28 protein-coding genes and 1 tRNA gene are annotated in these 26,038 nt (G+C 34.5%); 8 read left to right on the top strand and 21 right to left on the bottom strand.

The features are described from left to right. Positions 1 to 3: 3 nt before the first annotated feature. Positions 4 to 474, bottom strand: a complete 471-nt coding sequence (locus tag AC0VZ9_RS28470) for a PPC domain-containing DNA-binding protein (RefSeq protein WP_251284684.1) — start codon at positions 472 to 474, stop codon at positions 4 to 6. Positions 475 to 1,584: 1,110 nt separating this feature from the next. Between AC0VZ9_RS28470 and AC0VZ9_RS28465 the strand changes: the two genes are divergently transcribed. Both AC0VZ9_RS28465 and AC0VZ9_RS28460 read left to right on the top strand, forming a co-directional pair. Continuing rightward, positions 1,585 to 2,064, top strand: a complete 480-nt coding sequence (locus AC0VZ9_RS28465; protein ID WP_159866869.1) for a hypothetical protein — start codon at positions 1,585 to 1,587, stop codon at positions 2,062 to 2,064. A gap of 753 nt (positions 2,065 to 2,817) precedes the next feature. Then, positions 2,818 to 3,342, top strand: a complete 525-nt coding sequence (locus tag AC0VZ9_RS28460) for a JAB domain-containing protein (RefSeq protein WP_159866866.1) — start codon at positions 2,818 to 2,820, stop codon at positions 3,340 to 3,342. A 224-nt stretch (positions 3,343 to 3,566) separates the two neighbouring features. Here the strand turns inward: AC0VZ9_RS28460 and AC0VZ9_RS28455 are convergent, their stop codons facing one another. The 3 genes from AC0VZ9_RS28455 to AC0VZ9_RS28445 form a co-directional block, all read right to left on the bottom strand. Next, complete coding sequence (locus AC0VZ9_RS28455; RefSeq protein ID WP_159866863.1) at positions 3,567 to 3,719, bottom strand: YvrJ family protein; 153 nt, start codon at positions 3,717 to 3,719, stop codon at positions 3,567 to 3,569. A 176-nt stretch (positions 3,720 to 3,895) separates the two neighbouring features. Continuing rightward, positions 3,896 to 4,429, bottom strand: coding sequence for an SF0329 family protein (locus AC0VZ9_RS28450; protein WP_159866860.1), 534 nt, complete (start codon positions 4,427 to 4,429; stop codon positions 3,896 to 3,898). Between the two features lie 547 nt (positions 4,430 to 4,976). Further along, positions 4,977 to 5,324: a hypothetical protein gene (locus tag AC0VZ9_RS28445; RefSeq protein ID WP_159866857.1), complete on the bottom strand. Its 348-nt coding sequence runs from the start codon at positions 5,322 to 5,324 to the stop codon at positions 4,977 to 4,979. Between the two features lie 409 nt (positions 5,325 to 5,733). On the opposite strand from AC0VZ9_RS28445, the gene AC0VZ9_RS28440 reads away from it, so the two are divergent. The 5 genes from AC0VZ9_RS28440 (at position 5,734) to AC0VZ9_RS28420 (ending at position 9,923) form a co-directional block, all read left to right on the top strand. Beyond that, positions 5,734 to 5,961: a helix-turn-helix transcriptional regulator gene (locus AC0VZ9_RS28440; protein ID WP_159866854.1), complete on the top strand. Its 228-nt coding sequence runs from the start codon at positions 5,734 to 5,736 to the stop codon at positions 5,959 to 5,961. Beyond that, positions 5,958 to 6,371: a hypothetical protein gene (locus AC0VZ9_RS28435; protein WP_159866851.1), complete on the top strand. Its 414-nt coding sequence runs from the start codon at positions 5,958 to 5,960 to the stop codon at positions 6,369 to 6,371. The genes AC0VZ9_RS28440 and AC0VZ9_RS28435 overlap by 4 nt, the downstream gene beginning before the upstream one ends. Positions 6,372 to 6,446: 75 nt before the next feature. After that, on the top strand, positions 6,447 to 7,277 hold the full coding sequence (locus AC0VZ9_RS28430) for a hypothetical protein (RefSeq protein ID WP_159866848.1): 831 nt from the start codon (positions 6,447 to 6,449) through the stop codon (positions 7,275 to 7,277). Between the two features lie 745 nt (positions 7,278 to 8,022). Then, complete coding sequence (locus AC0VZ9_RS28425; RefSeq protein WP_098799150.1) at positions 8,023 to 9,444, top strand: IS110 family transposase; 1,422 nt, start codon at positions 8,023 to 8,025, stop codon at positions 9,442 to 9,444. A 59-nt stretch (positions 9,445 to 9,503) separates the two neighbouring features. Then, the gene (locus AC0VZ9_RS28420; RefSeq protein WP_098799151.1) at positions 9,504 to 9,923 is read left to right on the top strand and encodes an NUDIX hydrolase; all 420 of its coding nucleotides are present in this window, start codon (positions 9,504 to 9,506) and stop codon (positions 9,921 to 9,923) included. Positions 9,924 to 10,160: 237 nt separating this feature from the next. Here the strand turns inward: AC0VZ9_RS28420 and AC0VZ9_RS28415 are convergent, their stop codons facing one another. The 7 genes from AC0VZ9_RS28415 to AC0VZ9_RS28385 all read right to left on the bottom strand — a co-directional run bounded on the left by AC0VZ9_RS28415 (position 10,161) and on the right by AC0VZ9_RS28385 (position 13,880). Beyond that, complete coding sequence (locus AC0VZ9_RS28415) at positions 10,161 to 10,877, bottom strand: class I SAM-dependent methyltransferase (protein ID WP_159866845.1); 717 nt, start codon at positions 10,875 to 10,877, stop codon at positions 10,161 to 10,163. Positions 10,878 to 11,259: 382 nt separating this feature from the next. Continuing rightward, on the bottom strand, positions 11,260 to 11,499 hold the full coding sequence (locus AC0VZ9_RS28410) for a hypothetical protein (RefSeq protein ID WP_159866842.1): 240 nt from the start codon (positions 11,497 to 11,499) through the stop codon (positions 11,260 to 11,262). A 30-nt stretch (positions 11,500 to 11,529) separates the two neighbouring features. Then, a tRNA-Cys gene (locus AC0VZ9_RS28405) sits at positions 11,530 to 11,600 on the bottom strand. Between the two features lie 55 nt (positions 11,601 to 11,655). Continuing rightward, on the bottom strand, positions 11,656 to 11,856 hold the full coding sequence (locus AC0VZ9_RS28400; protein WP_159866839.1) for a helix-turn-helix domain-containing protein: 201 nt from the start codon (positions 11,854 to 11,856) through the stop codon (positions 11,656 to 11,658). Next, positions 11,857 to 12,423 carry a sigma-70 family RNA polymerase sigma factor gene (locus AC0VZ9_RS28395; RefSeq protein ID WP_159866836.1) on the bottom strand — a complete coding sequence of 189 codons (567 nt, stop codon included), beginning with the start codon at positions 12,421 to 12,423 and terminating at the stop codon, positions 11,857 to 11,859. It abuts the gene before it with no gap. Between the two features lie 216 nt (positions 12,424 to 12,639). Further along, the gene (locus AC0VZ9_RS28390) at positions 12,640 to 13,569 is read right to left on the bottom strand and encodes a S8 family peptidase (protein WP_236566246.1); all 930 of its coding nucleotides are present in this window, start codon (positions 13,567 to 13,569) and stop codon (positions 12,640 to 12,642) included. Between the two features lie 68 nt (positions 13,570 to 13,637). Beyond that, positions 13,638 to 13,880, bottom strand: coding sequence for a glutaredoxin family protein (locus tag AC0VZ9_RS28385; RefSeq protein ID WP_159866833.1), 243 nt, complete (start codon positions 13,878 to 13,880; stop codon positions 13,638 to 13,640). 347 nt (positions 13,881 to 14,227) lie between these two features. On the opposite strand from AC0VZ9_RS28385, the gene AC0VZ9_RS28380 reads away from it, so the two are divergent. After that, positions 14,228 to 15,381, top strand: a protein-coding gene (locus AC0VZ9_RS28380; RefSeq protein WP_475396411.1) for an IS3 family transposase whose coding sequence is annotated in 2 segments (ribosomal slippage) — positions 14,228 to 14,480 and positions 14,480 to 15,381 — 1,155 coding nt in all. Because the reading frame shifts where the segments join, the coding sequence is not laid out codon by codon here. A gap of 529 nt (positions 15,382 to 15,910) precedes the next feature. On the opposite strand, the gene AC0VZ9_RS28375 is transcribed toward AC0VZ9_RS28380, so the two are convergent. From AC0VZ9_RS28375 to AC0VZ9_RS28330, 10 genes are all read right to left on the bottom strand, one after another. Beyond that, complete coding sequence (locus AC0VZ9_RS28375; protein ID WP_236566245.1) at positions 15,911 to 16,846, bottom strand: transporter substrate-binding domain-containing protein; 936 nt, start codon at positions 16,844 to 16,846, stop codon at positions 15,911 to 15,913. A gap of 920 nt (positions 16,847 to 17,766) precedes the next feature. After that, positions 17,767 to 17,955: a C40 family peptidase gene (locus AC0VZ9_RS28370; protein WP_268891665.1), complete on the bottom strand. Its 189-nt coding sequence runs from the start codon at positions 17,953 to 17,955 to the stop codon at positions 17,767 to 17,769. A gap of 41 nt (positions 17,956 to 17,996) precedes the next feature. Then, positions 17,997 to 18,506 (bottom strand): lytic murein transglycosylase, encoded by a 510-nt coding sequence (locus AC0VZ9_RS28365; protein WP_475397533.1) that lies wholly within the window; start codon positions 18,504 to 18,506, stop codon positions 17,997 to 17,999. A gap of 107 nt (positions 18,507 to 18,613) precedes the next feature. Beyond that, positions 18,614 to 20,437, bottom strand: a complete 1,824-nt coding sequence (locus AC0VZ9_RS28360) for a reverse transcriptase/maturase family protein (protein ID WP_475397532.1) — start codon at positions 20,435 to 20,437, stop codon at positions 18,614 to 18,616. A gap of 582 nt (positions 20,438 to 21,019) precedes the next feature. Then, positions 21,020 to 21,940 carry a hypothetical protein gene (locus AC0VZ9_RS28355; protein ID WP_475397531.1) on the bottom strand — a complete coding sequence of 307 codons (921 nt, stop codon included), beginning with the start codon at positions 21,938 to 21,940 and terminating at the stop codon, positions 21,020 to 21,022. A 623-nt stretch (positions 21,941 to 22,563) separates the two neighbouring features. Further along, a complete protein-coding gene (locus AC0VZ9_RS28350; RefSeq protein WP_019380836.1) occupies positions 22,564 to 22,791 on the bottom strand; it encodes a DUF2187 family protein in 228 nt (75 codons plus the stop codon). Positions 22,792 to 22,947: 156 nt separating this feature from the next. Further along, positions 22,948 to 23,847, bottom strand: coding sequence for a hypothetical protein (locus tag AC0VZ9_RS28345; RefSeq protein WP_159866830.1), 900 nt, complete (start codon positions 23,845 to 23,847; stop codon positions 22,948 to 22,950). A 145-nt stretch (positions 23,848 to 23,992) separates the two neighbouring features. Further along, a complete protein-coding gene (locus AC0VZ9_RS28340) occupies positions 23,993 to 24,682 on the bottom strand; it encodes a hypothetical protein (RefSeq protein ID WP_341071783.1) in 690 nt (229 codons plus the stop codon). Between the two features lie 38 nt (positions 24,683 to 24,720). Continuing rightward, positions 24,721 to 25,287 carry an EbsA family protein gene (locus tag AC0VZ9_RS28335; RefSeq protein WP_251171444.1) on the bottom strand — a complete coding sequence of 189 codons (567 nt, stop codon included), beginning with the start codon at positions 25,285 to 25,287 and terminating at the stop codon, positions 24,721 to 24,723. Between the two features lie 260 nt (positions 25,288 to 25,547). Then, positions 25,548 to 26,033: a hypothetical protein gene (locus AC0VZ9_RS28330; protein WP_251171443.1), complete on the bottom strand. Its 486-nt coding sequence runs from the start codon at positions 26,031 to 26,033 to the stop codon at positions 25,548 to 25,550. Positions 26,034 to 26,038 lie beyond the last annotated feature (5 nt).

Genomic DNA, 26,038 nt, shown 5'->3' with positions numbered 1-26,038 from the left:
CTCCTATTTGAAATTGATCGTTGGAAAACCAAGGTCTTCATTAAATGAACGTATAGCCATTATGTTATTTCCAACTTGAATGCTAAACTCCACCGTTACGCATACGGGATTTTTTCCAGAAATAAGATGTCCTCCGAAGACAATTCCCTGCTTCCCAAAAAATACTGCATGCATGTGCAAATCGGTGTTTCCGCTTTCATTTTTGCTTAGAAAGCCAGTTCCACTTAAAATTCCAAAGGGACCCTCTCTTTCAATGGGATCACAATAGCATAAGCTCCCATCTGGTCTCTCCGCCGGATAGACATAGCCTGCCTGTGATACAGACCCTATAAAGGTGACCACACCAGATTCAGCGCTGTACTTTTCATATTCTCGGATAATACCTTGCATGAGGTCTGTTCCTTTAACTAATGCACCGAAAATTGTGCCGGTCGTTGGGTCATAGATGGAATGGTCTTCCCTTTGACTTTTCATCCCTTTTTTCCTCCTTTTTTATCAAACAGCGTATTTGTTATTTTGAAAATTCTGATTTCTGTTTATCTCCCAAATACGTATTCTCTTTTTTCTTTTACACTAAATAATTTTAAGTCATATTCATCCCAGAACTATATTTGTTAGGTTCACAACTAAATTCTTAGTAACTAGAACAAATTAGTTGTTTTGTTGCAAAAAGATCTCTGCCGGTAACTGTAATCATAATGATTTACCTCTTGAATTATCCAACGGGGAGTCCGACGAAAACATTCAGAACTTGGTTGGTTGCCACTGACACGATCTGTTAAAATCGCAACTTGTTCAAATCGTTATTGTTGCTGCATATCTTTACATCTGTTCTCTCCTTTCTTTTAATACATTACTTTAAATAACACATGCAATATCCATGCCAAAAGCTGAATCATCAATACGTAATAGAGGTATTAAGGAGAACAAATAGGTCTCAAGTATAGGGAACCTTAATGTGGCCTAAAGCGATGGCGACTGTATTAATCACGATAGTTATCAAAAAGTTTATATAAACTTTCACAAAAGCCATGTAACTATCATATTTGCTATTGTATAATTGCTATGATTAAAGAAATTATTATATTTAAAACATAAATTGATTTTATCCAACCTCAATAGGCAGGGGCAGTTCACACAAGATAGCAAACCTTCGAGGTGCATGCCAATGTATGGTATTACTTCACAAAAGTAAATCCATTTGCCAGTGTAAAAGCTAATTGGGAAATGAGGTTCGCTCACCAGAACGAAAAATACCAAAAGAGAAACCCTACACTCTCGTCTAAATAGCACACAATGCGATTAGTTAAGCAATTCTTTCACTAAACTTTTAGTGAATAAATGAAAGCCACCACATCAAATGGGAACTTTGATTATCGGTTGCAGCTAAATAAAAGGATACATAAGATGGTTATTAAAATCCTTATAATTACCGTAAATATTACAGAGAGAAAGAACCATTAAACTTGTTCAAAAATAAGCGTTAATCCTTCTTAATGCTAAATATGATTAATTAAAAAAATGTCCAACCCATTATATACCAAGGGTTTGGACACTTTTTAAAATGTTTATGAATGCGTTAATTTGTATTATACGAATTGTTATTGGGGAGTTCTAAAGGAAGAAAAATTTGAAAGTAAGTTTAAAGAAATATGGTCCGAAATCACTTATAAAAATGAGCAAAGTGGTTATGATCACAACGGAATATTAGAACAAGATTCAAGTATATATAAACAGCTTTTTAGTAATAATATCGATGGAATTCCTGAAAGTGTTAAATTACTCCTATCCTGGTGGGGAGGTTTCCATGGGAAGATAGCTATAGAAAGGCTATTTGAAAGTGAGAATGGGCAAGAGGTTTACTTTGATTTCTTAAATGCAATAAATTCGAATGATTATTTAATTACAACTAAAAAATTCAAAATAAATCTTATTTACGATAAACCGTTATTAGTTGATACAACTTCTATTTCATCCCATTTTATTTTACCAATTGAAGAAATTTTTATGAATAGAAATAAAATTGCATATAGTTTATTAAAGAATTTACAAAGATCAACATAAAAAAATAGAATATAAGCTTCTGGGCTAAGAAAGGCCATTTTTGAAGGTTTGGTTGAATAGACAGGCCAAGAAAGAGGGACTTAAATGAGTCCCTCTTTTGCTTTCATTTGTCATTACGACCATTTTTTTTGAATGTGTGCAGCCTTCCTGTAATCTTGACAGGTAAAGGTCCTTAAAAACATCACACTGACTGAGCGTATCACTCGATATATCAAATATGTCATTTTAAATGATATCTATCTATCTATATATATCATGTCCTACCCGACAAAAAATGAAAATTGTACTAAGGGGTCACGGTAGAAAAACTCGGCTTTTTGGGATACCACATAATAAATATTAAATTCAATGAAATTAATGACTTTCATTGAATTCAACAAAAGATGGATTCGAAGCATTTGCTTAGAGGTGAAATTTCTAAATTTCCTTTTACATTTTATTTTAGGTTCCAAGTATATATATTGATTTGATACCGTCCTCCTAACTAACTGCAACTGTTCCTAAGTTAAACCTTCACTTGTCAGATACCTACTTTTTCAGATATTTTAAGATCATCCCCATTACTCCACAATACAGGAGGAATGCTGCCCCGTTTGTACAAAAAGAAGCCGCATATGAGAAGGATTACTTGTCCTATGTATATTGTTTAGGAATATGTGAATATTTAATGTCTAAATCTTCCTAATTATATACATTAATAGGTAATGGATTTATGATTAATTCAACAAATCCAAACAGAAAAGAGCACGCCTAATGGAAACCATTTATGAAGTTTCAAGAATCAAGCAAGTCATTATAGAAGTGAAAGATAGAAGATTTGAAAGAAGAGTTTGTAATCCATGGGATGTAAAAGATGTTGCCCATCACTTTATAGGGGATGATGATAGAGAGGTTTTTCTCGTTATTTGCCTCAACACCAGAAATGACGTTATTGCCGTACATAGAAGTCATTTAGGTACCCTTTCCACTGTTGCCGTTTCACCTCGCGAAATCTTCAAAGCATGCATCCTAAATAACGCAAGGAGCTTTATTGTAGCGCACAACCACCCTTCCAGCGACATAAAACCATCAAAAGAAGATTTCAATATAACAGAATCCTTGCTAAAAGCGGGATTAGTCCTTGAGATTCCATTAATCGATCACTTGATTATTAACTCCAAAGGGGATTTTTTTAGCTTCAAACAAGAAGGCTATATTTTAGAAGATCGTGTCATCAAGAGAAAGGTCTTCAGTTTGCAGCAGAATCAAATATTTAAGAAATATAAAAAGCATCAGTAATAAACATTTTCTAAATGTTTGGGTAGGTGAATTATATAATGAAATAGATTAGTACCCATGCTGTATGTATAGCCTACTCATATTTGTGTAATGCATATTGTGGGGGATTTTCCCCCTGGTGGGAAACCCAGAAAGGTTACGATTAAGGTGAAAATTTAAGTATACTACAGGAAAAAGAGTGAATAAAGAATTCACTCTCCTTAAGGTTAATATATGTTGGACAACTAAATTTTTTTTATGATTTTTTGAAGTTCTGTAATTGCCGTGGTTAAACTTTCGATACGTTTTTCGAATCTGATTAATAAGTATATTGCGATCGCTACGGGAAAACCAAAGTTCCCCATAATACTTATGATTTGTGCAATATTTATTTCCATATTCGCACCTCCCTTAGCATTTAAAGAGGTATTTTCAAAAAAAATATAAACCAGTTAATTTACAAGTGTGAATTAACTGTAAAGTCAGCTCTGTCAATTAAACATAAGGCTTGTTAAAGTTCAATTTTGATAAGGCATAGAAAAAGAACTACCTGTTTTATGGAAGTTCTTTTAGTTTATTCGCTACTATGTATATTTTCTGCGTCACAACGTAATTTATAAAAATCCTGAACTAATGTTTTTTCTTCTGAAATAGATTCTTTCATTTTACGTAAAGTTCTTTTCCCTACACGACGGTCCAAAATACACAATATTTTTATTAACATATCATTCGACTTTAAAGATATTTCAATTGGTGAATTAAAATATTCTTCCAAAGCAGAAAAGAAATCAAATTGTGCATAAATACCTTCCATTTTTAATTGTTCTTGAGCTTGTTCCTGGATTGCTCGATTATTAAGTATATTATCATAACTAAAATCGTCTAATTGAATACGAATATCTCGTTCTCTATAATATTCTTCTCTTTCAGCAGTAATTGTACACATATTCAACATTTCTACTTTATCAACAGTTATGACAGTTCTACCTAACTGGTCGTGTGCTTTTCGATAATTAATCACTTTAAAATCTACTCTTGAATGCAAAGAATCGCATATAAAACTCATTAAACGTTTCTTCGATTTGCTCCATTTCGGATGATATAACAATAAACTTCCTCCCTTTGAATCTATCAAAACCATTAAATTTTTACTTTGGGTTCCAGGTATATATTTATCTGTTTCGCCGCTTCTTAATGTTTTCTGGAGCTCATAAACCTTCCCCCTTGATCAGGAACAAACTCCCTCCCACAGGACGAAATCATTTGCCTCTTTTGCCCCAGGAACCAACCAAATTGGTCCATATAAGGAATGAGACTTCTTGAGTTATCTTTTCATATTTCAGTTATTATCTTTCGTTTTTTTTTCTTTTTGTTGTACTAATTTATAGGTAGCGAACAGTGTCAAAAATAGTACAAACAGCATTATTCCTATCCCTATTTTTGAACTTTCAAAGATTTCATAGCCTAAATAAAATGCTAAATATAGCGTTACTAATACCAATATTACATTGCGTATTATTCTAAAGATCAATTTAGCTCCACCCTTCTAAATCGTATAATGTGTTTGATAAGATCCTTATACCACTATTACACTTATAAGGACTTGTGAAACCAATATGGCAGCAAGGGATTCTAATCGCTGGGTTCACATACCGCTATTCTTTTTCTGGAGGACTTATTGAAAGTTCATGATGATAAACCATAGCGACCTCATTCCCAAAGTCTACCTCATATTGAAGATTCGGCTTAAGATTGACCTTTAGGATAACCCCTTTCTTCTTCCACCATTTTTTCAAGTAATAGTAACTCTCCGAGTCCTCATCTTCCGTATAACCAAGTTGAATATATACTCTATCACCTACATCATAAGGTAATAAGTCATTCTCTGGCGATTTCTCTGCTACCTTTTCTTGCAGCTGTTTAAGTAACTCACTTTCCTGAATTGCATCTTTAATTATTTCATTATCACTTATATCAAATATCGTCATCTGTTTTACTGTCATTTTCTCACCTCCGCAATAATACTTACACAGATACTACTCTGTTGAAGCTAAGGTTCCTTGTGAAGAAAGTGATGTTTTAGACGAAGGACTTAGGGGGAGAAAATTCAAATTACAGAACCTTTTTCTTAGAAACCGAGCAAGGAAGCTTTATTTATCAGATAAATAACATTTTACAATAAAGAAAGCCGGGTAGCATGAGCTAATTACCTGTTTAATTCCTTTAAAAAGTGGCTTGGAACCTCCAAAGGCATGAATATTGTGCCATAAAAACAAGGAAAGAGTACTTTCTGCTCATTTTTAACATTTACTTACATATATAGTTTACTATACATTATGTATATGATAATATACAAATTGGATAGGATGATATACAACATGGATAAGATAATATACAAAAAGGTGATGAGGGATGAAAAGACCTATTGTTTATAACAATGTAAAGAAATACCGCGTTTTAATGGATATGACACAACAAGAATTAGCAGACAAGGCTCTTGTTCATCGTCAAACGATTGTTTCAATTGAAAACAAAAGTTATGCGCCATCAATTGAGGTAGCTTATGCAATTAGTATTGCAGTGGGAAAGGATATCAAGGAAGTTTTTTACATTAAGGAAGAAGGAGATGTTTCAAAATGAGTTTGAGAGTTCCAAGAATCTTAAAAATGTTTGTTAGCTTAGTGTTTGTAGCATTGTTTACCTTTGTCGTATATAACTCTTTTGAGAGTGGTGACAACTTTAGAGGGATTATTTTCTCAGCTGCCATAATAGTCAGTGCCTATGTGTTAATCAAGGATATTGTTGTCGCTATTAAAGGGAACAGCTTGCTTAATAAAGAAGTGGTTATGGATCAGTTTATTATTGGAAGGATAAAAACCTCCTTAAGCTTATCTTATTTATACTTAATTGTTCATTTAAGTATTTCTCTTTATTCAAGTGATAGCCTTGCTGCTTTTAAAGATTCCGCAACTTTAGCTTTGTTCATAAGCTTTCTTGTGTTCATGCTCATTCAAATTTTCCAGGCTTTTATTTATCACAGTAGAGAATAGGTTTACTTCTAGAACATTCCCACCACTTTATTAAATGAGTTGCGAAACTCAAATATTTAATAAGGTGGTTTTAATATGGAACAAATTGTTGAATTATCAGTCGCTCAAAAATCGGAAGTAGCAAAACGGATCGACCAACGTTTAAACGGCAAACTCGGTCTGAACTTGAAGGTGTCTCACCCTATTAAAAGTTTTTCCGATGATCTTCAAGCTGTTCAAGTAGACTTATCTTTTAGAGAGTCTGATGGCGAAATTTTGGGAACTAAGTACACTCAAACTGTAATTCATAATGGTGAATCTGCTGAGTTGCAGTATACGGAAGCTCAGGATGTTTGGTTGTATCAACTTAATAAAATTGAAAGCAACAAAGATGTAATTGCACAAATGTTTAAAAGATTTAAAGACTCAGAGGATTATGATGCTATCCTTACCTTTATTCAGAATGGAGGATACGATTTAGCTCTAGACAGTCAAAAAGTATTAAATGTAGAGCAATATTCCTTTGATGAAGAATCACAACAATCTACTAAAAACTATATTCAGGCATGGACCGTTGATGTTATGGAAAAAGATGAAGTTATTGGAGCACTAGTGTTTGGTGAAAATGGAAACACTCTTATTAGGCTTTATAAAAATGAAGGTGTTGTGGTAATTAATGAAGCTACACCGGTAATTGTTCCTTTGGATTCTAAAGGGAAATGGAAAGCGTGTATGGCAGACTGTATTGGATGTGGCTCTTGGCAGTCATGTGTTAGTGCCTACTCATGCTTAGGGGCTTGTGCTAGCTGCTTAAACCCAATTTCATGCGTATTTTGCCTAGTTTGTGCGATCGCTAGTTCTACGTGCTTGTGGAAATGCCGTATGTGTGTTGCTAATTCTGCAAGACCAGAAGAGTGCCCGGTTTAAACGAATTTGCAACATGAACGAAAGATTATTAATGGTAGGCTGTCGATAATGTTTCGGCAGCCTTCTTTTAGTACGTGATTAGGGACAATAAGTCGTTTCTGTAGTGATTAAAGAAAAAAATACACTATTTTAATAGACTACATGCTACTTAGTTAAGTCTATAGCTACAATTTAAATAATAATGAATAAAAAGAATAATTAATATATAATTTAGAAGAACCAATGTACCTTTATTTTAAACGTGAGTTCTCTTATAGAAACTTTGAAAGTCGTTTGGGGACATTGGTTTATTAATCTTACTAGATACGATATTATATAATTGTGCAGTGACCTTTAGGTGATTCCGACCATTAACTGGACTGGGGCTATTATTCATAGACCTCTAATATTGATGTGAGGCACTCCATTCAATTAGAAAGACGGCACTGCACATTAAATTAAATATAAAACAACGGATTATCCTGTCAATTTCGACAGGTTTTTTATTTTTTTAGAAGGAATATTATGGTTAGTGTCGAATACTCCTCCTCAATAGACTATATAGAGAGATTTTAAAATCAATATAGTGAATAGTGTGCAGTTGAAACTCTAAAAGTGTATGGAGCTAGTGAATCTAGACTCTTTTGTTAAATCTGAGATTAAATATCTGGCGTTATAATCCTAACATGCTACATTGGGCTTAAGCTCTAACAGAAACTTGGATGGTCAGATATAATCATACTGCTTACTGTTCGGAGAGGAAATCATGGAAAATACGATTACTCCTTTTAGTTATGGGAATCATTCAGATAATAAAGGTCAAGATACTCGTAAGTTTTATCAATTTTATGTTGGTATAGATATTGGAGCTAGTTTTCATGTAGCTTCTTGTATTAAATTTGATGCATTTTTAGACCCCAAAGGAATTGCCTGGAAACGAACAAAAACAATGAAATTTAACTCTGATAGCGCAGGAATCGCAGAATTTTTAAAAGCTTTAAAACAAATAGAAGATCAATTTACTATCAACAGAGATGATTTCTTAATCCTATTAGAACCTACTGGTGGACATTATTCCTATTTAGTTCAGCAAGTATTATTGAACGAAGGATATCAACTCTTTCAAGTGGAGAATAAAGCAGTTGGAGAATTTCGTAAGAATAATTTAGGTATCTCAGAAAAATCAGATTCAATGGATGCCAAAGTAATGTCCTATATGGGGTGGCATAAACAACTCCATCCTCACATGCAGGGAGTTACTTTAATAAGACCTCAAACTGTCTTACAATCCTTATTTCGGACTGTCATGCGAGATCGATGGTATTTAAACGTTCAGTTAACTCGAAGAAAAAATCAAGTTCAACAATTATTAAAAGTAACACACCCAGACTTAAATAAAGCATTTAAAAAATTGGCTACTTCTTCAGTAATGAAATTAGTATTAGAATACCCTTCGGGTCTTCACATGAAGGGATCATCGGAAGATGAATTGTATAAGGCAATTTCTAAAGCAGGCGCTAAGAATGTAGCGAAAAAGGCTGCTAAAACACTATCTGAAATTATGCCCCATACAGTGGCTGTACCAGTAGAACATCTAGTAGGAAGGCAGAAATGGGTAATTGAAGAAGCCTTGAGGCTTGAGGAAAGCATTCAACTTATCGATGTAGAAATCCATTCACTTCTTAGAGGAGACCCTGAAAAAGGAATTGAACCACATCCATATACGGAGTTACTTCTTTCTTTTCCTTTTGTCAGTGAAAATATTGCCTGTACCTTAATCGGTGTTATTGGAGATATAGATCGTTTTAATACATATAAAGAATTCAAAAAATACCTTGGTGTATCAGCTGAAAATTCTCAATCTGGAACATCTGTACATTCAACAAAACAAACCTATGGTGGTGTTCGAGATGCACGTCGAGTGCTTTATCAGATGTCCATGATGATGTTAGCGAATGGAAAACGAAAACCAACCGTCTTCAAAGCATATTACGATCGTAAAGTTGACGAAGGAATGATAAAGAAAAAGGCAATTGGTCATCTTTGTGGTAAAATTGCAAATTTGATTTATACAATTTTAAAAAGTGGCCAGAAATACGACCCTAAAATACATGCGGCTGCTTGTGGAATAGAGTGGGATGAAGTGTATAAGTTAGAAGAAAAGCAAGAGCCAGTGTTATTGAATTAACGAAGAAGATTTATTGAATAAAGGTAGAGAAAATATGAAGGTGATGGGGGAATATATTATTGACACCGATTAGAAAAGCCTATGGTTATGTAACAAGAATTAAAGAAGGAAAAACACAGGTATTAGTCTTTCAACATCCTATTACTGAAGCAGGGATACAGATACCCAAAGGCACAGTAAAACCCAAAGAAGACACTTATCATGCAGTCATTAGAGAAATTGAAGAAGAAACAGGGTTGAGAAGTTTTCATGTTGAAAATTTAATTGCAGAAGATTTATGGGAGAACGATGACGGTGCAATACATAATAGGTTTTTTTATAAAATATCTGTATCAAGTGTTCCAGATGAATGGGATTACCAACCAACAGGCGGAGGAGATGAAGAAGGATTAACATTCCATTTCTTCTGGATTTCATCCGAAAATGAAGTTGAACTTATAAGAGGACATGGAGATTATTTGAACCTTATCTTTGATTAACCTTATTAAATAAACGGTGCTTTTCTTAAAAAAGAGAGTATATTTTATACATTTCCCTAAGTCTTTTAAAAAACCAAAAAGCCCTGTTTTCGAATAAAAAAACAGGGCTTTTTTCATACGGTAATATTCACTAGTTTTCTAAAGCACTACACTACATTTAAAAATGTTAGCGCGTAACACCGACTCCAAAATGGAACGCTGTTAAAAAGTTGTTTAATTTTGAAAAGCCCACTTATATTATTTCACACTATGAAAAATAAATGATTTTGTTTCTTCAGTTGCTTGTTCAAACTCCCAATCACCATAAACTTGGATTTGTGAAAAGCCTACTTGTTGTAATGATTTATAGATTTCTTCTTGTGTTCGAAACTTTAGTTGCATTTTTTCATGAATTAACACTTCATCTGTTCGTGCATTTTTGACGATTTCATAAAACGTAAATACATCTCCTATAAACCCTTCATATTCCGTCCAAATTTCAAGTGGGTCGCCGCTTACCTCATCCTTTGCAACATCGGGTGTCACATCTTTTTGCCATTGTTCCCACGCTTTTGCTAATGGGTTACGCGTATCAAAAATAAAATGTCCTCCAGGTTTTAATGCTCGATGTGCATTAGAAATGACTTGCTGCCAACTTTCGTCTGTAAGAAATACTTGTGCAACATTCGCTGTCATTATGACAACATCAAACGTATTTGGTTGTAAATTCGAGCTATCGCCAACAATCCAAGTCACTTCGTCTGCAAACTCTTTACTTTTCGCCTTTTCAATCGCATCTACATTTGGGTCAATAGCTGTAATATGATAGCCAGCTTGTGCAAAATGGGTTGTTAACCTTCCTGTTCCACAACCTAAATCTGCTATTTCTTTAACATTTACTTTCTTTAAAAGTGCCAAGAAGAATTCATCGTCTTTTCCCCAGCCATTAATTTGATCATAAACTAATGGGATCATTTATTTACCTGCTTCCTATATTCATTTTCCCAACATTAAACTAGATTGGTTGCTGCCATTTTATTGACTAAATAAGTATCGAAATATTCATTCTTCATTGTACAGATAAAATAAAATATGGAATATTTCCTTATCAAAATCAGACATATCATCATTCTTTTCACTTTTATTTAGGCCTAATTTTACCATATATGCTTAGTGAAAGGGTTCGTTAGTCATGAATGGATTTACAGAATAGGATATAGATACCCTAAAGGAGGTATACAAGTTTAAGATCGGCGGAGTGCCGAGATGTATAGGTTAAACAGAAAAAAGCTTATTGAGAACTGTCTCAATAAGCTTTTTGAATTTATAAATTATCTAACATATTTCCCAATGTCATTTATTTAGGCCTGTTAGTACAACAACTGTGTAATTCAACATTATAAGTTTGTTCAATAGAGTCTTTCATTTGTTTCAACTCTTTAGAGTACTCTAAACAAATAATTTGATAAAATTCTTTCTCTGATTTATTCGTACATTCATCTATACACTTAGCAATCTTGAATAAGTCACTTTTGATACGATTCAACTTTTTAAATTCTATTTCAATTGTCTCAGTACCATTTTCAATCACTTTCATATGTTATATTCACCTCATTATAGTATTTAGAGGTGACACCCGGATTTGAACCGGGGATAAAGGTTTTGCAGACCTTTGCCTTACCACTTGGCTATGCCACCACCGTTTTATATATAATAAAGTGAATGATACAAAGAGAAAGTAAACCGCCATATATTAAAAATTAACAAGGTCCCAAAACTTTGGTGCTTTGTTAAATTGTATATTTCGATATTTTTCTATTAATTTTAATCTCATTTCCTGAGCTAAGTCTTCACGATCTTGAACTGCAGTTTGTAGCAAGGTTTTTCTTATTTTTGGTTCGAACAATACTAAAATTTCTTTTATTTCTTTAGTGCAACAATCTTCTTTAGTCATTTATAAATCACCTTCCATTAGTGTTTTTAACTTTTTTAAAGCTTTCTTATGGGTATTGGAAATATTTTGTGGTGAAGTTTGAAAGATATCTGCTATTTCCTTATTGGAAAGCTCTTTAACATATATCATTTCTAAAACTATTGCTTGTTTTGGTGTTAGCCTTTCTAAGGCTTCACACAATTTCTTATCTGAGATTTTTGATGAAAGGGTGTCGTCACCTTCATATAATGATGGTGCAGCAGAATCAATTAGCATATCCTTCATGGTCGATCCTTCATTTGTTTCAGTTTTGAGAGGTTGGTCCAAGGTGAGCATAAAGCGGTTGTTTAATTTACGTAATTTTTTGTCGAAATCAATACCCATAAACTTAATCATACTACTAAAATAAGCCGTCCTTCTGACTCTCTCATAATATTCAGCAAAAGCATCTTCCACTAATCTTTTGTTTTCTTCTGTAAAGTCATAAATGGCTTTTTTGTATAATTCTCTATTCATTTCATTTTCCAAAAAGCCCTTAATCAAAGGATTTTTAAACTCTGTACTTTTTAACGGTAGCTTTTTGTCCATATAGCAGAATCCTCCATAAAAATACTATCACCTTTATATTGATATTATTTTTCCTCATAATATAAAGTGATTCTTACCTATTAATTGTAAACCATTTTCGAACATATGTTCTATATATTGGGTTAATTTGTAAATATTTTATTTTATCTTCCATATATCAACTCAAAATAGATTAGAAATATCTTCAAATAAAAGAGTGACCCGGAGGCCACTCTTTTAAGTAGTTAATTGAATTAGTCCATTTCCAACCTGATTAAAAGAAAAATTTAATGGTTTTTTATGTTCAAGAAGATACTGATACACAAGATAGGGAATCATCGGAGGGTTTAGATTGTCTGGATCAATAATCTTTAAAATTAAGGCTGCTGCTCCGGCAACATAAGGGGCTGCCATAGATGTACCAGATAATTGTACATAGCGCCCGTTCAAATGTGTTGAAAGTACATCTTCTCCAGGTGCCACAAAGTCAAGATTTACATTCGTATTTGAGAAAACAGATGGTCTGAAATCTCTTGTGATAGAACCGATTTGAATAACCTCTTTGTAGTATCCGGGATAAGAACGTTCAAAAGACTCGTCTTCACCGTCACCCTCATTACCAGCTGCTGAAACAAGCACAATCCCTTTTTGCCTAGCTTCTTTTATTGCTTTGTGCAGTAAATTGTTGGGCTCTTGTCCCCCTAAAGACATATTGATGATATTCACTCTTTCTCCATTATCACCAATCCAATGGGTTGCATAATGAATGGCTCGAATAAGATTTTCGTAACTTCCCAGCCCATTTCTATCAATTACTTTTAGCGCTAAAATTTTGCTCTTTGGTGCCACACCGACAATTCCCTTTCCATTATCACTAGCGGCAATAATCCCAGCAACATGAGTTCCATGGCCTGTATAATCTTTAAAGACATTTGGACTATCATCTGCAGTAAAGTTATACCCGCTAATAATATTATCCTTTAAATCTGGATGTTCTTTTTCTACTCCTGTATCAATAGTTGCTACGATAATACCATCACCTTGTTTTGATTGAGACCAAACTTCTCTTGCCCTGATGATGTCTAAATTCTCAGGGATTGTACTAAGAGCTTCAAAAACAGTAATAATTTGTTGCGGTCCTAGAATCAAATTTTTATTATTTATCACATTTTTCACCCCTTTCCCTATAAAGTGAAAGAAGATTAATAAAAATAAAATGCCGAATAAAATTCGGCTTAAAATAATGCTTCGGTTAACTCACCAATATTAAACCCTCTAATCTGAATAGTGTGGCCGGTATCTTCGTCCGTAACAAGAATTAGTGGGATTCCAGGTGTTTTATATTTCTGAAATTCTTCTTGTATTTCATTATTAGTGATATCTAATTCGGTATAAGATAATTGATGTTTTGCTAGCCAATCCTTAGTTGCACGACAATAACCGCAATAGTCAGCGGAATAGACAGTAATTTTTTTCACATTGGTCATCTCCTTATTTTTACTCTTCTTTAATACAAAGTGAAAGGAGATATAATTCTATAAATTATCTGAAGCAGCTTTTTTCACTAATCTTTTCTTTCATTTGTTAAAAAACATCCTCTATACCGTAGGGAAGCATGTTCTCCCCTAGCCTATGCTTACGAAAGGAATGCGGGTTCGAATCCCGTCAGAGGCATCTCTTCATTTATCAACTAAAAAACAGGTGAAGCTTTTAAATTCTCCTCCATAGGAATTCAACTCTTAGTAATGTGATAAACCTTAATGCTGTTAGACTCAAAAGTAGACACAGTTTATTATTAAAGTAACTAATAAATTGAGGTGTCTACATGAACAGAAAAACATTTGATGAAGATTTTAAAAGAAGTACTGTCCAAATGATGATTGAACAAAACAAATCAGTAGCACAAACAGCTCGGGATTTAGATATCAGCCCCAACACGATTCATAATTGGAAAAAGAAATACTCTGATGAGTTTATGGATGAGGCCATTCCTAAAATGACAGAGGAACAGCAGATGCGAACCTTTCAAAAACGTATTCGTGACTTGGAAGAGGAAAATGCTATTCTAAAAAAGGCTATGCACTTCTTCGCGAAAGACCATCGGTAATTTTCTCATTCATCTATGAGAATCGCTTCAAATTCCGTGTGGAGAAGATGTGCAAGGTCATGAATGTTTCCCGAAGCGGTTACCACAAATGGGTGGATCGCCCTGAAAGCGAAAAAACAAAGCGACATAAGACTTTGGTTAAATTCGTTCATAAATCCTACCTGGAATCTAGGAGTCTTTATGGAAGTCCAAAGATTGCCAAAGATCTTGAAAGAAAAGGAATATCTGTTTGTCAAAAAACAGTAGCCCGTATCATGAAAAAAGAAAATTTGCGGTCTAAGACAGTTAAAAAACATAAAGCGACTACAAATTCAAAACATACACTCCCTGTCTATGAAAACAAGCTTAATCAAGAGTTTAAAGTTACTAAGCCGAATAAAGTTTGGGTGGCTGATATTACTTATGTTCCAACATCAGAAGGATGGCTTTATCTGGCAAGCGTAATGGATTTATTCTCCAGAAAAATTGTAGGCTGGTCGGTCGACAAAACCATGACCAAAGATTTGGTTATTAACGCATTAGAACGGGCCTATTATCGCCAGCAGCCAACACTTGGATCGGTCCTCCACCATTCAGACCGTGGGAGCCAGTATTGTTCAAATGATTACCAAAAGAAATTGTCAGCCTACCAAATGGATGTAAGTATGAGTAGAAAAGGAAACTGTTACGACAACGCGTGTATAGAATCCTTTCACAGTGTACTGAAAAAAGAATTAATCTATTTAACAAAATATAAGACAAGGGAACAGGCAAAAAAAGAAATCTATGAATATATCGAGATTTTCTATAATGCCAAAAGAATACATTCGGCAAATGGATATTTTTCGCCATCCGAATACGAACGTATGTACTTTAACAAGACTGCAAGTTAAGTAAAAGACATAACTTTTCCTCTTCATTCAGGTACAGAATACATTCTGTACCTGAATGAAGAGGCCACCAAGCGAAAGCGCGGTAGAAGATAAAAATCTATAAAAATTGTGTCTACTTTATTGACCTAATACCATAAAGGTCCCCTCTTTCTCCATCCCGCTTTAGATTAGATAATTGGAGAATAATAGGGCCGTTTCTGTTCAGTTAGAATAAAGATGTTTAATTTTGCCTTTATAATCACACAAACACCGTCCAGTTAACCTAGACGGTGTTTAATATAGTTGTTTAATATCTTTGTATTGTGAATTACATTACTTAAATGAATAACTATAAAGTCTTTTAATAATCTAAATTTTATTCCATAAAAGCGCCCTTTAATAGAATAGCGTTTTCCTGTTGTACTGGCAGCAACAATCACAGCTGAAGTTAAACCTGTAGTATTTCTGCTGCAAAACCACCCGTTTTATTCTGTCATCTCTTTTTCTAATAGAATAGCATAGGATATAGATGTCTGGCCTACCTTTTCTATTATACTCCCTTATTGTATATCCACTTTTCTTTTAATCGGTCAAATTCTCCATTGAGCTCCATCTCCTCCATCCAGAGATTAACCCAGTTCTGAAATACTGCATCCCCACGATGCATAAGGTAGCCTTTTTGGCTTTTCGTGAACGTATTGTCCGTCAAAGCCGCGTAAAGCCTGGAATCCTGGCTTGCATAGTAGATGGCCTCAATGCTGTCCGTAATCATCACGTCTACTTTTTCTTCAGCAACCATGTTCGGAATATCCAGATTGTTTTCGATTACGACAACCTTTGCTTGTGTAATGTTGGCATTCACGAATTTTTGGTTGGTTCCCCCTGGGTTTACACCGATGGTGACATTTGGCTGGTCAATCGCTTCCAAACTTGTATATTTCTCTTTATCTTCCTGTCGTATTAAAGGAGCCTTTCCGTCATTTATATAAGGATGTGTTAAGTGTGCTGTTTTTTGCCGTTCAGTATTGCGGCTGATTCCGCCAACCGCGATATCAAACTTATTTTTATGGAGGTCCTCCATTAAGGTTGGCCAGGAAGTTTTAACGAAAGTGATCTTCACCCCAAGGTCTGCTGCCATTAATTTAGCCGCTTCGATATCATATCCTTCATACTCTTTTGTTTCCGGATTAAAGTACGTAAATGGCTTATAATCACCAGTTGTTCCTACCCGAATCACACCCTTCTTTAAAATATGGTCGAGCCTTGAGCCAATGACGAATGTATTGGCATTTTTATGTACTTCCCCTCCTGAAGCTTGGGCTACCTGTTTCACTGATACATAAGGCTTTCCATTTACAGTAACCGTGCTTAACGTCTTTCCATTTAACTCAAGCTGCTCGGTTATACTGTCGGCAAGTGACAGGCTTGTCCCTCCGGTAATCAATAATGCAAAAAGAGCAAATACGATGAGTACTTTTTTGGTCACAATGTTTCCCTCCTATTCATTTAGTTATGTCTATTATCTTTAGGAAGGTAGATAAAGTAAATTTATTTTCCGAATTTTCAATAAAACAGTTCGTTTATACGAGGAAAATAGCCCCTTTATTATATAAACACAATATCATTTGGCCCTAAATAGCCTAATACCAGCGTAAGCGCTATAGATTCCATTAAACATTTTAAACGCTAAGTACTATACCAAGGTCAACATAAATTTCATATTAAAGATGTCATCCAAGTGTACTAGCTCCCCGACTTTCATTACCTGCTAAGATACCTAATATACCTTGTGATTCAAATAATTGTTTGGTACAATTTAGGAAAATTAAAGGTGTGAGATGGTGTCACTGTCCTATTTAATAACTGTAATCCCTCTTTTGATTATTGGTAGGTTCTTTTTAAGCATTGAAAATCTCCCATTCTTTGCAAAGTCCCTGCTTCCCCTGTTAATTATAATGCCCCTTTACTACTTAATTACATTGATTCCTGGAACTAATCGTAAAATCAAGAAAAGATATGGTACTCCGCTATTATGCTTGATAATTGTAATTTTTTTACTCATAGGAAACTAAATTTAATAAAAGAAAAATTTATTGATACTCCATAAAGTTAAAGAATATAATACAAAAATGCCTCTGTAGCTCTAGAAGGGAAGAGCGCCGGAAAACATTGTAGTAACCGGGTCGCAAGGCAAGGGTTTCAGAAGCACCGAAAAGCAAATTAGCTGAGGCAGGTGAAATTCCTAGCCGGTGAAAGTCCGTAGGGAAGCGTGTTCTCCCCTAGCCTATGCTTACGAAAGGAGTGCGGGTTCGAATCCCGTCAGAGGCACCTCTTCATTTTTCAACTAAAAAAACAGGTGAAGCTTTTAAATGCTCCTCCTGCTTTCTAACAACTATTTATACAATATTATTTTTTGGCGTAATCAATGCGTTTTACCCTATGATTAAATTTTTCTTTCCAGTAGCCATCATTCATATTTGCAATCGCTACTCCAGTAGAACTTTGAGCCCCTATAAAGTTCCCATCACCTAAATATATACCCACGTGGCCATCCTTTTTGTATGTGTCAAAGAATACGAGATCACCCGGCTGCATATCCTCCACCTTAATGGCTGTACCTAAGTGTTTCAGTGTTTCTAGCTGACAGATGTTAACTCCCCTAATTTAACACCGACCTGAGAAAATGCCCAATGGACAAAGCTGGAACAATCGAATCTTCCCATTTTAATATCGTTTTGGTTTCTTCCACCCCCAAAGACATATACTGAGTTATTTATCCACCGGTTACCTATAGTGGTTACATCATTGTCTGCACCAGGAGTAATATTTATTTCACCATCTTTATTAACATTCATGCTGTTTTTGTATACTTCTGCTTGTGCAATGACCTTATCTACATACCAATCAGCGTGGTTATAGTGCCATATCGCCTTTCTCACATCTTTTTTGAATCCATGACTAGCAAGATATTTAGCGGCAGAGGCCACGCTATCAGCGATGCTCCAAGGGCTTGCTATACCGTCATTATCTGCATCTACTCCGTACCCAGATCCCGCTTTAATTAGGGTTATATCCGTTATATCAATGTCTGGGGCAACTAACCCGCCGCTTGTTTCATATTTATGACCTACCCAAGTTGCCGGCATGAAGTAGAGTAAGAACCCAGCGCCTTTCCATAATTTCTATGGTAGGTTTCCGAGAACTCCTCCCCGAACCATACGTACACCTCTCGATGTATACGGCTCTCCATTTATCAATCTAGCTTCCCGTTATGCAAGTTGAGATGGCATTCCTTACAAAGTGCCATGGTTTTGCGATTACGTTCAATCATTCGCTTCTCCCATCTCTTCTTGCCTTTAAGGTCTTTTAGCTTTTTAATGTGATGTATTTCTAGTGGAAGATTTGTCTTTCCGCACCATTCACATTGGCCAGCTAAAAGTCTTTCAATTAAACTCGTTCGATTATAAATTATATTTCTTCCCGAAGGGATAACGTCTATTGTTTCTTCTTTAGAGATGAGATTTAGCTTTTTAAATCCATCATTATAGAAGAAGGAAACCTTTTTTCCTTTGGCAGTATCATATCTAACGCCAAAATGACCATTTATGTTGAATTTATTGATTATCTTTTTAACGCTTGATTTGTATTTGTTGGCGAATGTTTTATACATGCTGTATTCCATAATGTGCTTAAAACCATGCAGTTTATAGACGTTATTCGCCAATCTATAGTAATTGTACAAACCTCTTATTTCAGCGTTATACGTTGAAAGTATCTCTAAATCGTCATTTTGAAGTAGGTGCGCTCGATGAGCTGACTTCCATTTCTTTGTGTTTGGGTCTATTTTTAACGCTTTGTATTCAATCAGTTTGTTTCTCCAAACTTCATGAGGGAGTAAAAGTTCGCAACACATAGTTCTAGTACGCCGTTTATGTCCATTTGTTTCGTATTTAGTCGTTAAGTTATCATGACTGATTTTTACGTCGTACCCTAGGAATCTCGCTCTCTTTTTAGAATGAGTAATTAGCGTTTTTTCTTGTGATAATTCAATTTTTAATTCATTCTCCAGAAATTGAGTGATGTCACGCTTAATATTCCTACAGTCTACTTTACTCCCAATGACTCCTATTAGGATATCATCAGCGTATCTAACGTATTGAATTCTTTTAAAGTTATCGTCCATTGGGTCCTTGTAAGGAAGTTCCATCATGTGTTCTTTAAGTTTATTAACATGTAGTTGTGCTTCTTCTTTCTCTTCCGTTTTCATTTCGTCCCATTTCTCTTTGTATCTTGCCCTTGCTCTAGATAGTCTAGCTTCTCGAGTTCGATATTCTTTTAACCTTTTTCGACTTTTCCCTTTATCAAATTTAGTTTTATATTCTTTCATAAAGTGATCAAGTTCGTTTAGGTAAATGTTCGAGAGAATCGGACTAATGATTCCGCCTTGTGGAGCCCCGCTGTATGTTTTGTTAAAATGCCAGTCTTCTAGGTACCCAGCTCTTAGGAATTTCCATATCAGATTGATGAAGTGTTCATCATCAATTTTTCTTTTTAGTATTCCAATAAGAGTATGATGGTCAATATTATCGAAAAAGCTCTTAATATCGCCTTCAATGAACCATTTGACTCCCGTAAATCTATCTTTCACTTGAGCCAATGCGGTATGGCAACTTCTCATAGGGCGGAAACCGTGAGACATTTCGGAAAAATTCTTCTCATAGATGCTTTCAAGTATCATTCGCACAACTTCTTGTAATAGCTTATCTTCAAAAGATGGAATACCTAGAGGTCTTTTACCGCCATTCTTTTTACGGATATAGACTCGTTTAGACGGTTTAGGTTGATAACTAAAATCTTTTAGTTTTTCGATAAGTTTTTCAATACGTTCAAGACTCATACCATCAATGGTTTGCCCATCTACACCTTCTGTCATATTGCCTTCTTTGGAGTAAATCTTCGCATATGCGATAAGATAAAACTCCATGTTGTAAAGGTTTCTATAGAGCCTTTGAAATTTATAATCTTTTCGAATTGTTTGCTTCGCTAGATTGTCTAACACTACTTTTGGACTTCTCATAGAGCCTCACGCTCCTTTCCAATTTAAGTTAGACTAGATAAACTGTTCCCCTTCGCCATGTGGTAAGCTTTCCTTACCTCGGACTACTACAGGAACTCCGTTACCTTATTGGATATTCAGCACCTTTGTGCATAGCCTAACGGCTTTCCAACTTAGGTAATCACCATTTAGTACACATAAGAACAAGCACGTTGTAATGTCGGATATGACGTTCGCCCTTTTCTTCTTATTGAAGATGGTCAGCCTTAGACCACTGCACAACTGACACGCAATTAATCGGTTGTGTTATCAGAAACCAAGCCTTCAATTATCTCGCTTCCTTTGACTGTATAACGTTTATAAATACCTTCCGTTATAGGTGGACCATTAACCCCCTCGGACTGTCATTCAGGCAGTTTAGCTTTTATCCTCATTTACAACTTTTCGCCTTGCCATTCAGTCGTACTGTGGTATTTCAGTAACTTATGGCTTTCCCAGCATGCTACACTCCCCGATATTTGGTTTCCCTCACGGATAAGCTGGGTGACGACAGGTCGTTGTGGTCTAACCTGTTCCTTGCTAATGGAAATTTCTTATGTGACCTTATGGTCGCACCTGCATGTGACCGACTGCTCCTACTGATGAAATCATTGTTGGGTGTCTAGAAAAATCAGTTTCTATTCCGTGTAGGGAGGCCAAGTAGTACCAAGGAATCCCATATTCATGTTCAGCATGAAGGTAGTACTTCATGTATTCAGGAGGAACCTGGCCTTTAGGAGACGATGGAACAAAAATTGATGTGCTAGGTTTATCCACTTGTAAATCTCCTAAATTCTCATTCTTCCGTGCTTTTTCATTTTCAATCGCCTTTTCAATACTTGTTTTTTGTTTAGAGAGTATTTCTCTTTCTTTTTCCAAGGTTTCTTTAGCTTCATGATTTTGTTTTTCCTTAATTTCTAATTCCGAAAGAAGCTTATCTTTTTCAGCTATTTGCTCGCTTAAAAGATCAGCCATACCCTTTAGTTCGAGTTCCAGGCTTTGTTGCTGTTTTAATTTAGGCGTAATTGCTTCTTCTTTCTCTATTAACAGATTAAGTGTTTCAGTTTCAGTTATAATCTGTTTGGTCGTTTCCAATGCTGAAGGAATCGGTTGGATCCTTTGGTGAGTTGGCAAAAGTGTTGAATCATAAGTTGGAATTATAGAAACTCTGTCTTGCAGGGGCTTGATATTTAGTTTCAGCTCTTGAATTTCAGTTTCTAGTCGAAAGCTCTCCTCTCTAGCTTCTTTTATCTTCGCGCGGTTATCTAATATGGCCGTTTTTAATCTTTCGATATGATTCTTTAAAACGGCCTTCTCATTTTGAAATTGATTAATGGTGCTATCCATTTTAACTATTTGCTGCTGTATACCTTCAATTTGGTTCTCAATCCTAGAAACAGTACTGTTTGTTTCGGCAAGGACAGGACCCGGGAGACTGCCTACTCCTATAACAAGGGCAGCTGATAATGTTGCTAACCTTTTCATGACTTACCTCCAAACAAAAAACCCCCAAGAGACACAGTAAGGTGGTTACTGCGTACTCTTGGGGGATTCCCATTTTATAGTTTAATATTCTATTAAATATATCATAGCGTAAATTACATCCACCTACAAGATTGGTCCTTTTGGAATGATTGTTAAGATCGAGAGTATTATAGTCTTGTCCATAAGTCTATATTTTGGAGAGAGAGATCAATTTTGGGTGGGTGCTTAATCCCTCTAATATTTATAGGAAATGTTGTAGATGCTTTATATCTTTAATGGTTTGTTTAAGGGTAACGTCTTTGAACTCTTTCTTTGCATTTTGCATTATATACTTGATAAGACAATCAGTATCTATAAAATCAATGCTTTTGAGATTCGAGTGTTGTATAAGGAAAAAATATATTCTCTCTAAGGACTCATACATTGTTCGGGGAATAGATGAATTATTCAATTCGAGCTGCAGCCTTATCCATTTTCTCCTGTGAATTTCTTTTAAATTTACGATTTCAGTATTCTCGTTAGTTCTTTTATGATCTAAATGATCAATCTGTTTTTTCAGTTCCACAGTTGCCTCCAAAAACGCAAATTCATAATCTTATTAAAATATCATAATGTGATGTTTTTTAATTGTGAAATCTTTTAGCTGGTTTCAACACACAGTAGTTTTTATGAGCAACCACAGTGTTGTTATTTTCGTAACCTAAACACTCCTTAGAATCATTTGAAATTACCACAAGGACACTGTTGTCCTGTACTTTATAAACTATTCCTTCATGCTCCTTTCCTTGTCTTGTGAATAAGATTTCTTCACCGACTTGTGCCTTCGATTTTCTATCTAATTTTTTTATCATCTTTATCCTCCTATAATTTATCCTCGTTTTAAATACAAAAAAAGAGAACCCACAATTACAGAATGAGGTTAATGCATTCTGTAATGTGGGTTCTCCCATTAGATATGTTTAATTAAAACTAGATTACCATATATCTAATAAAGGATAAAACAATAATTACTTACTAATTGTCTTGAGCCTTAGTTTTAATAAGGAAATTGAATCTTGGGCCCGTTTATTGACCGCTTGGTAACGCTGATTCTCATTAACTCTAATTTTTGCATATTGCTCTTGCAATTTATTGCTCTGCAGCTGGTATTCTTTATTCAAAGCATCCATTTTAGCGCGGTACCCTTTATCACTTAAATTATTTTTTATTTTCATGATTTCTGTATCTAATTTGCTGATAAAATATTCGCGCTCTAAAATTTGAGCAGAGATTTTATTTGTTTCTTTTTCGGCTACTGCATAATCCTGAATACTATCCACCTTATTATTTTTATACTCATTGACTAGTACAATAGCATTTTGTACCTCTTCAACGCCAGTTGTCTTCCGAACCTTAGTGCCCTTATCTTTCATCACTTTATCGTTTTGTGAAGTCATTGATTTAATTTTGCTTCTCTCTCTTGCGAAATCAGTCTGTATTTTCTGTGCTTGAAGCTTAAACTCTTCTCCGGCTCTTACTCTTGCTTGCTCAAACTTCCTATGGGCTTCATCAAGTTTTTGTTTCGCTAATTGAGGATTTTTAGTTCTTAATTGATTGAACTCTGCTTTTGCTCTTTCAAGATTTACTTCAGCGTCTTTTACTTTCGCAAGTTTTTGAATCTCTGCAAGTTCGATCTGGAATTTGTTCATTTCACCCGCTTTTTTAGTACCAATATTAATATTTTCCCAGGTTGCTTTTTGAAACTCATCAAATGCTGCTACCTCGGTTTTTATTAGGCTGGTACTAATTTCAACTACTCCTAAGTTACTCGATAAATTTGAGGCAGCAGAAGCTCCTGTTGGTAATGCTGCGGCTCCACTAAAAGTTATTGCGGAAGCCAGAGTAATGCTCAATAATTTCTTGTTCATGTTCATATTTCCTCCCAAAGGTTAAGTGTAGAGTTTTAACTCCTATCTTCATCATAAGAACACTAATAATTTTTATTGTAGAATTTCACAATAAAATTTTCTTGGTATTAAAAAAAGCCGACCAAGAGGTCAGCAAAATTGGCATTTAACACACTAGCAGTTCTGGAAAAGATAACTGCCTGCTTTTTATTTCTTCAAGTCCTAATAAAAACTGAATATTTTGTTTGATTATATCTATTATGGACATTGATTCAGGAGCATTAATCCGCTCGCCATTTGAAAGATATATCTTGTTTCCCCCTTCCCACTTTCTTGCATTAAGAAAGCTTGTGGAGTCTGCAGAGAATAGATTAAACTCTAGGAGCATTTCATCTGCTAAGCCTAATCCATGAAAACAAACATTAGGGTGTCTCTTTGTTACTTGATCGAGTATACCCCTAACAATATGTTTTCTGCTGCTCAGAAAAGGTATACAACCGCCTAATCCAATTATCTCAGGCTCTTCCTCAACCAATTGATCCAAAGCCTCTAAAGAGTCTGTAATCTGCCAAACCGGAAAGATGTTAGCATCTGTAAGCTCTTTTAATCTTCCATAGTTTACTTTAGTCTGTTCTGGATCTCCAATACAATCTAATGGGAAAAAACCTAGTATTCGTTTGTTCCTCTTATGAGAGTTTATGAATTGATCGTATCCCTCTAAAGTCATTTCATCCAACTTTTCATTATCGAATAAATTACTTTGTTGCAATAATTGCTTTAATGTCTTTCTATTCTTATTAAAGATAGAAAAGGCACCGCTATCTAAAACACAATATAAATCATAAATATCAAACATCTGAAGGCATCGAATGGCATTTGAACTTCAAGTACAATTTACTCTAAGTCTCTATAATTAAAATTTATATTATTATTCCTTAATAATTGAGTAAACTCATGCCTTTTTGAGAACCACTTACTATCAATTGAGTAAATATATACTTTATCATTCTCAAAGGTAAATTCTATCTTACTGGGATGACCGTTTTTATTTAATTGAGTTACATTCTCTACACTTTCCCACGGATAAAATTGCTCATTAAAAGTAACCCATCTATTTATGTGTAAACCATCCTTATCAAAAGAAGTATAATTATAAAAGGAAAGTAAGAGTAGAACTGTACTGAGCAGAATTACTAAAGCACCAATACTCTTTATTAACTTTGAAGTATAGTTAATTATTAAAGCTAACCCAATTGTTAATATTACCAAGCTAAGTGAAAATATAATATTGGAGGTTATTGGGGTGCTAAATATTAAGTAAGTATTAGGGTGAAATATTGCCTCCTGAACAAGGATAATAATAATAAAGCTTAATGGAAAGCCTCCTATTAAAAAAAATAATCCGACTACAAACAGTTTTAAATTGTGTTCACTAGAAAAGTTTTTTAATATAGTTGCCATATTAAACCTCCTTAAGTTTACTTAATCCATATATACGTGATTATCAAACGGTTATAATCATATCCATTAGAATTCTATTGAGTAGTCAAGCCTTAGAATTAAATTTAAAGTCCATTTTCTGAAAAAAATCACGTCACAAATGCATTAGTAGTATTAAGTATTAGAATTTGTAATAGTATATTTTTATAACGCTAGCTAAAAACCTTGAAAGCTTTTAAGCAACCAAAATGTTCTTGTTCATTTCCACACTAATTAATGTATTATATTATTTCAAACTCAACTCCGAGTGGAACCAATTCAAATATACTACTCTTTATTACCTCTACCTCAAGGGGGGTTAATTTAATATGACTAGGAATCCATAGGTATAGGATTGAGTTTTCAATTTTAAAAATATCGATTTCATATTCAGGGAAAACAATATCCAGCGCATTTTTAAAATTTCCAGGCGTAAAAGTAAGACTTTTATCCACTACCTTTAAAATGCGGTGGAAAATTTGTACATTTTCTTCAGTTTTATTAAATTCGAATCTTTTATTCCTTTTGGTTATCCTTATATTTAAATGTGTCAAATTACAAGAAATTATATATTCCTTAAGATCATTCTGGATTATGCTTAAGTCAATAGTCTCATTTAAAAAAATTATATCTATAAAATTATTTTTTTGTGTTTTAATACATATATCATATGTCATATTATATTTTTCATATAAGAACTTCCTAAGATGCTGTTTACATCCAATCATAAAAA

The sequence above is a fragment of the Cytobacillus sp. QJM3NY_8 genome, from assembly GCF_056173585.1.
The sequence above is the reverse complement of the archived record's forward strand: the minus strand, read 5'-3'. Positions and strand labels throughout refer to the sequence as shown.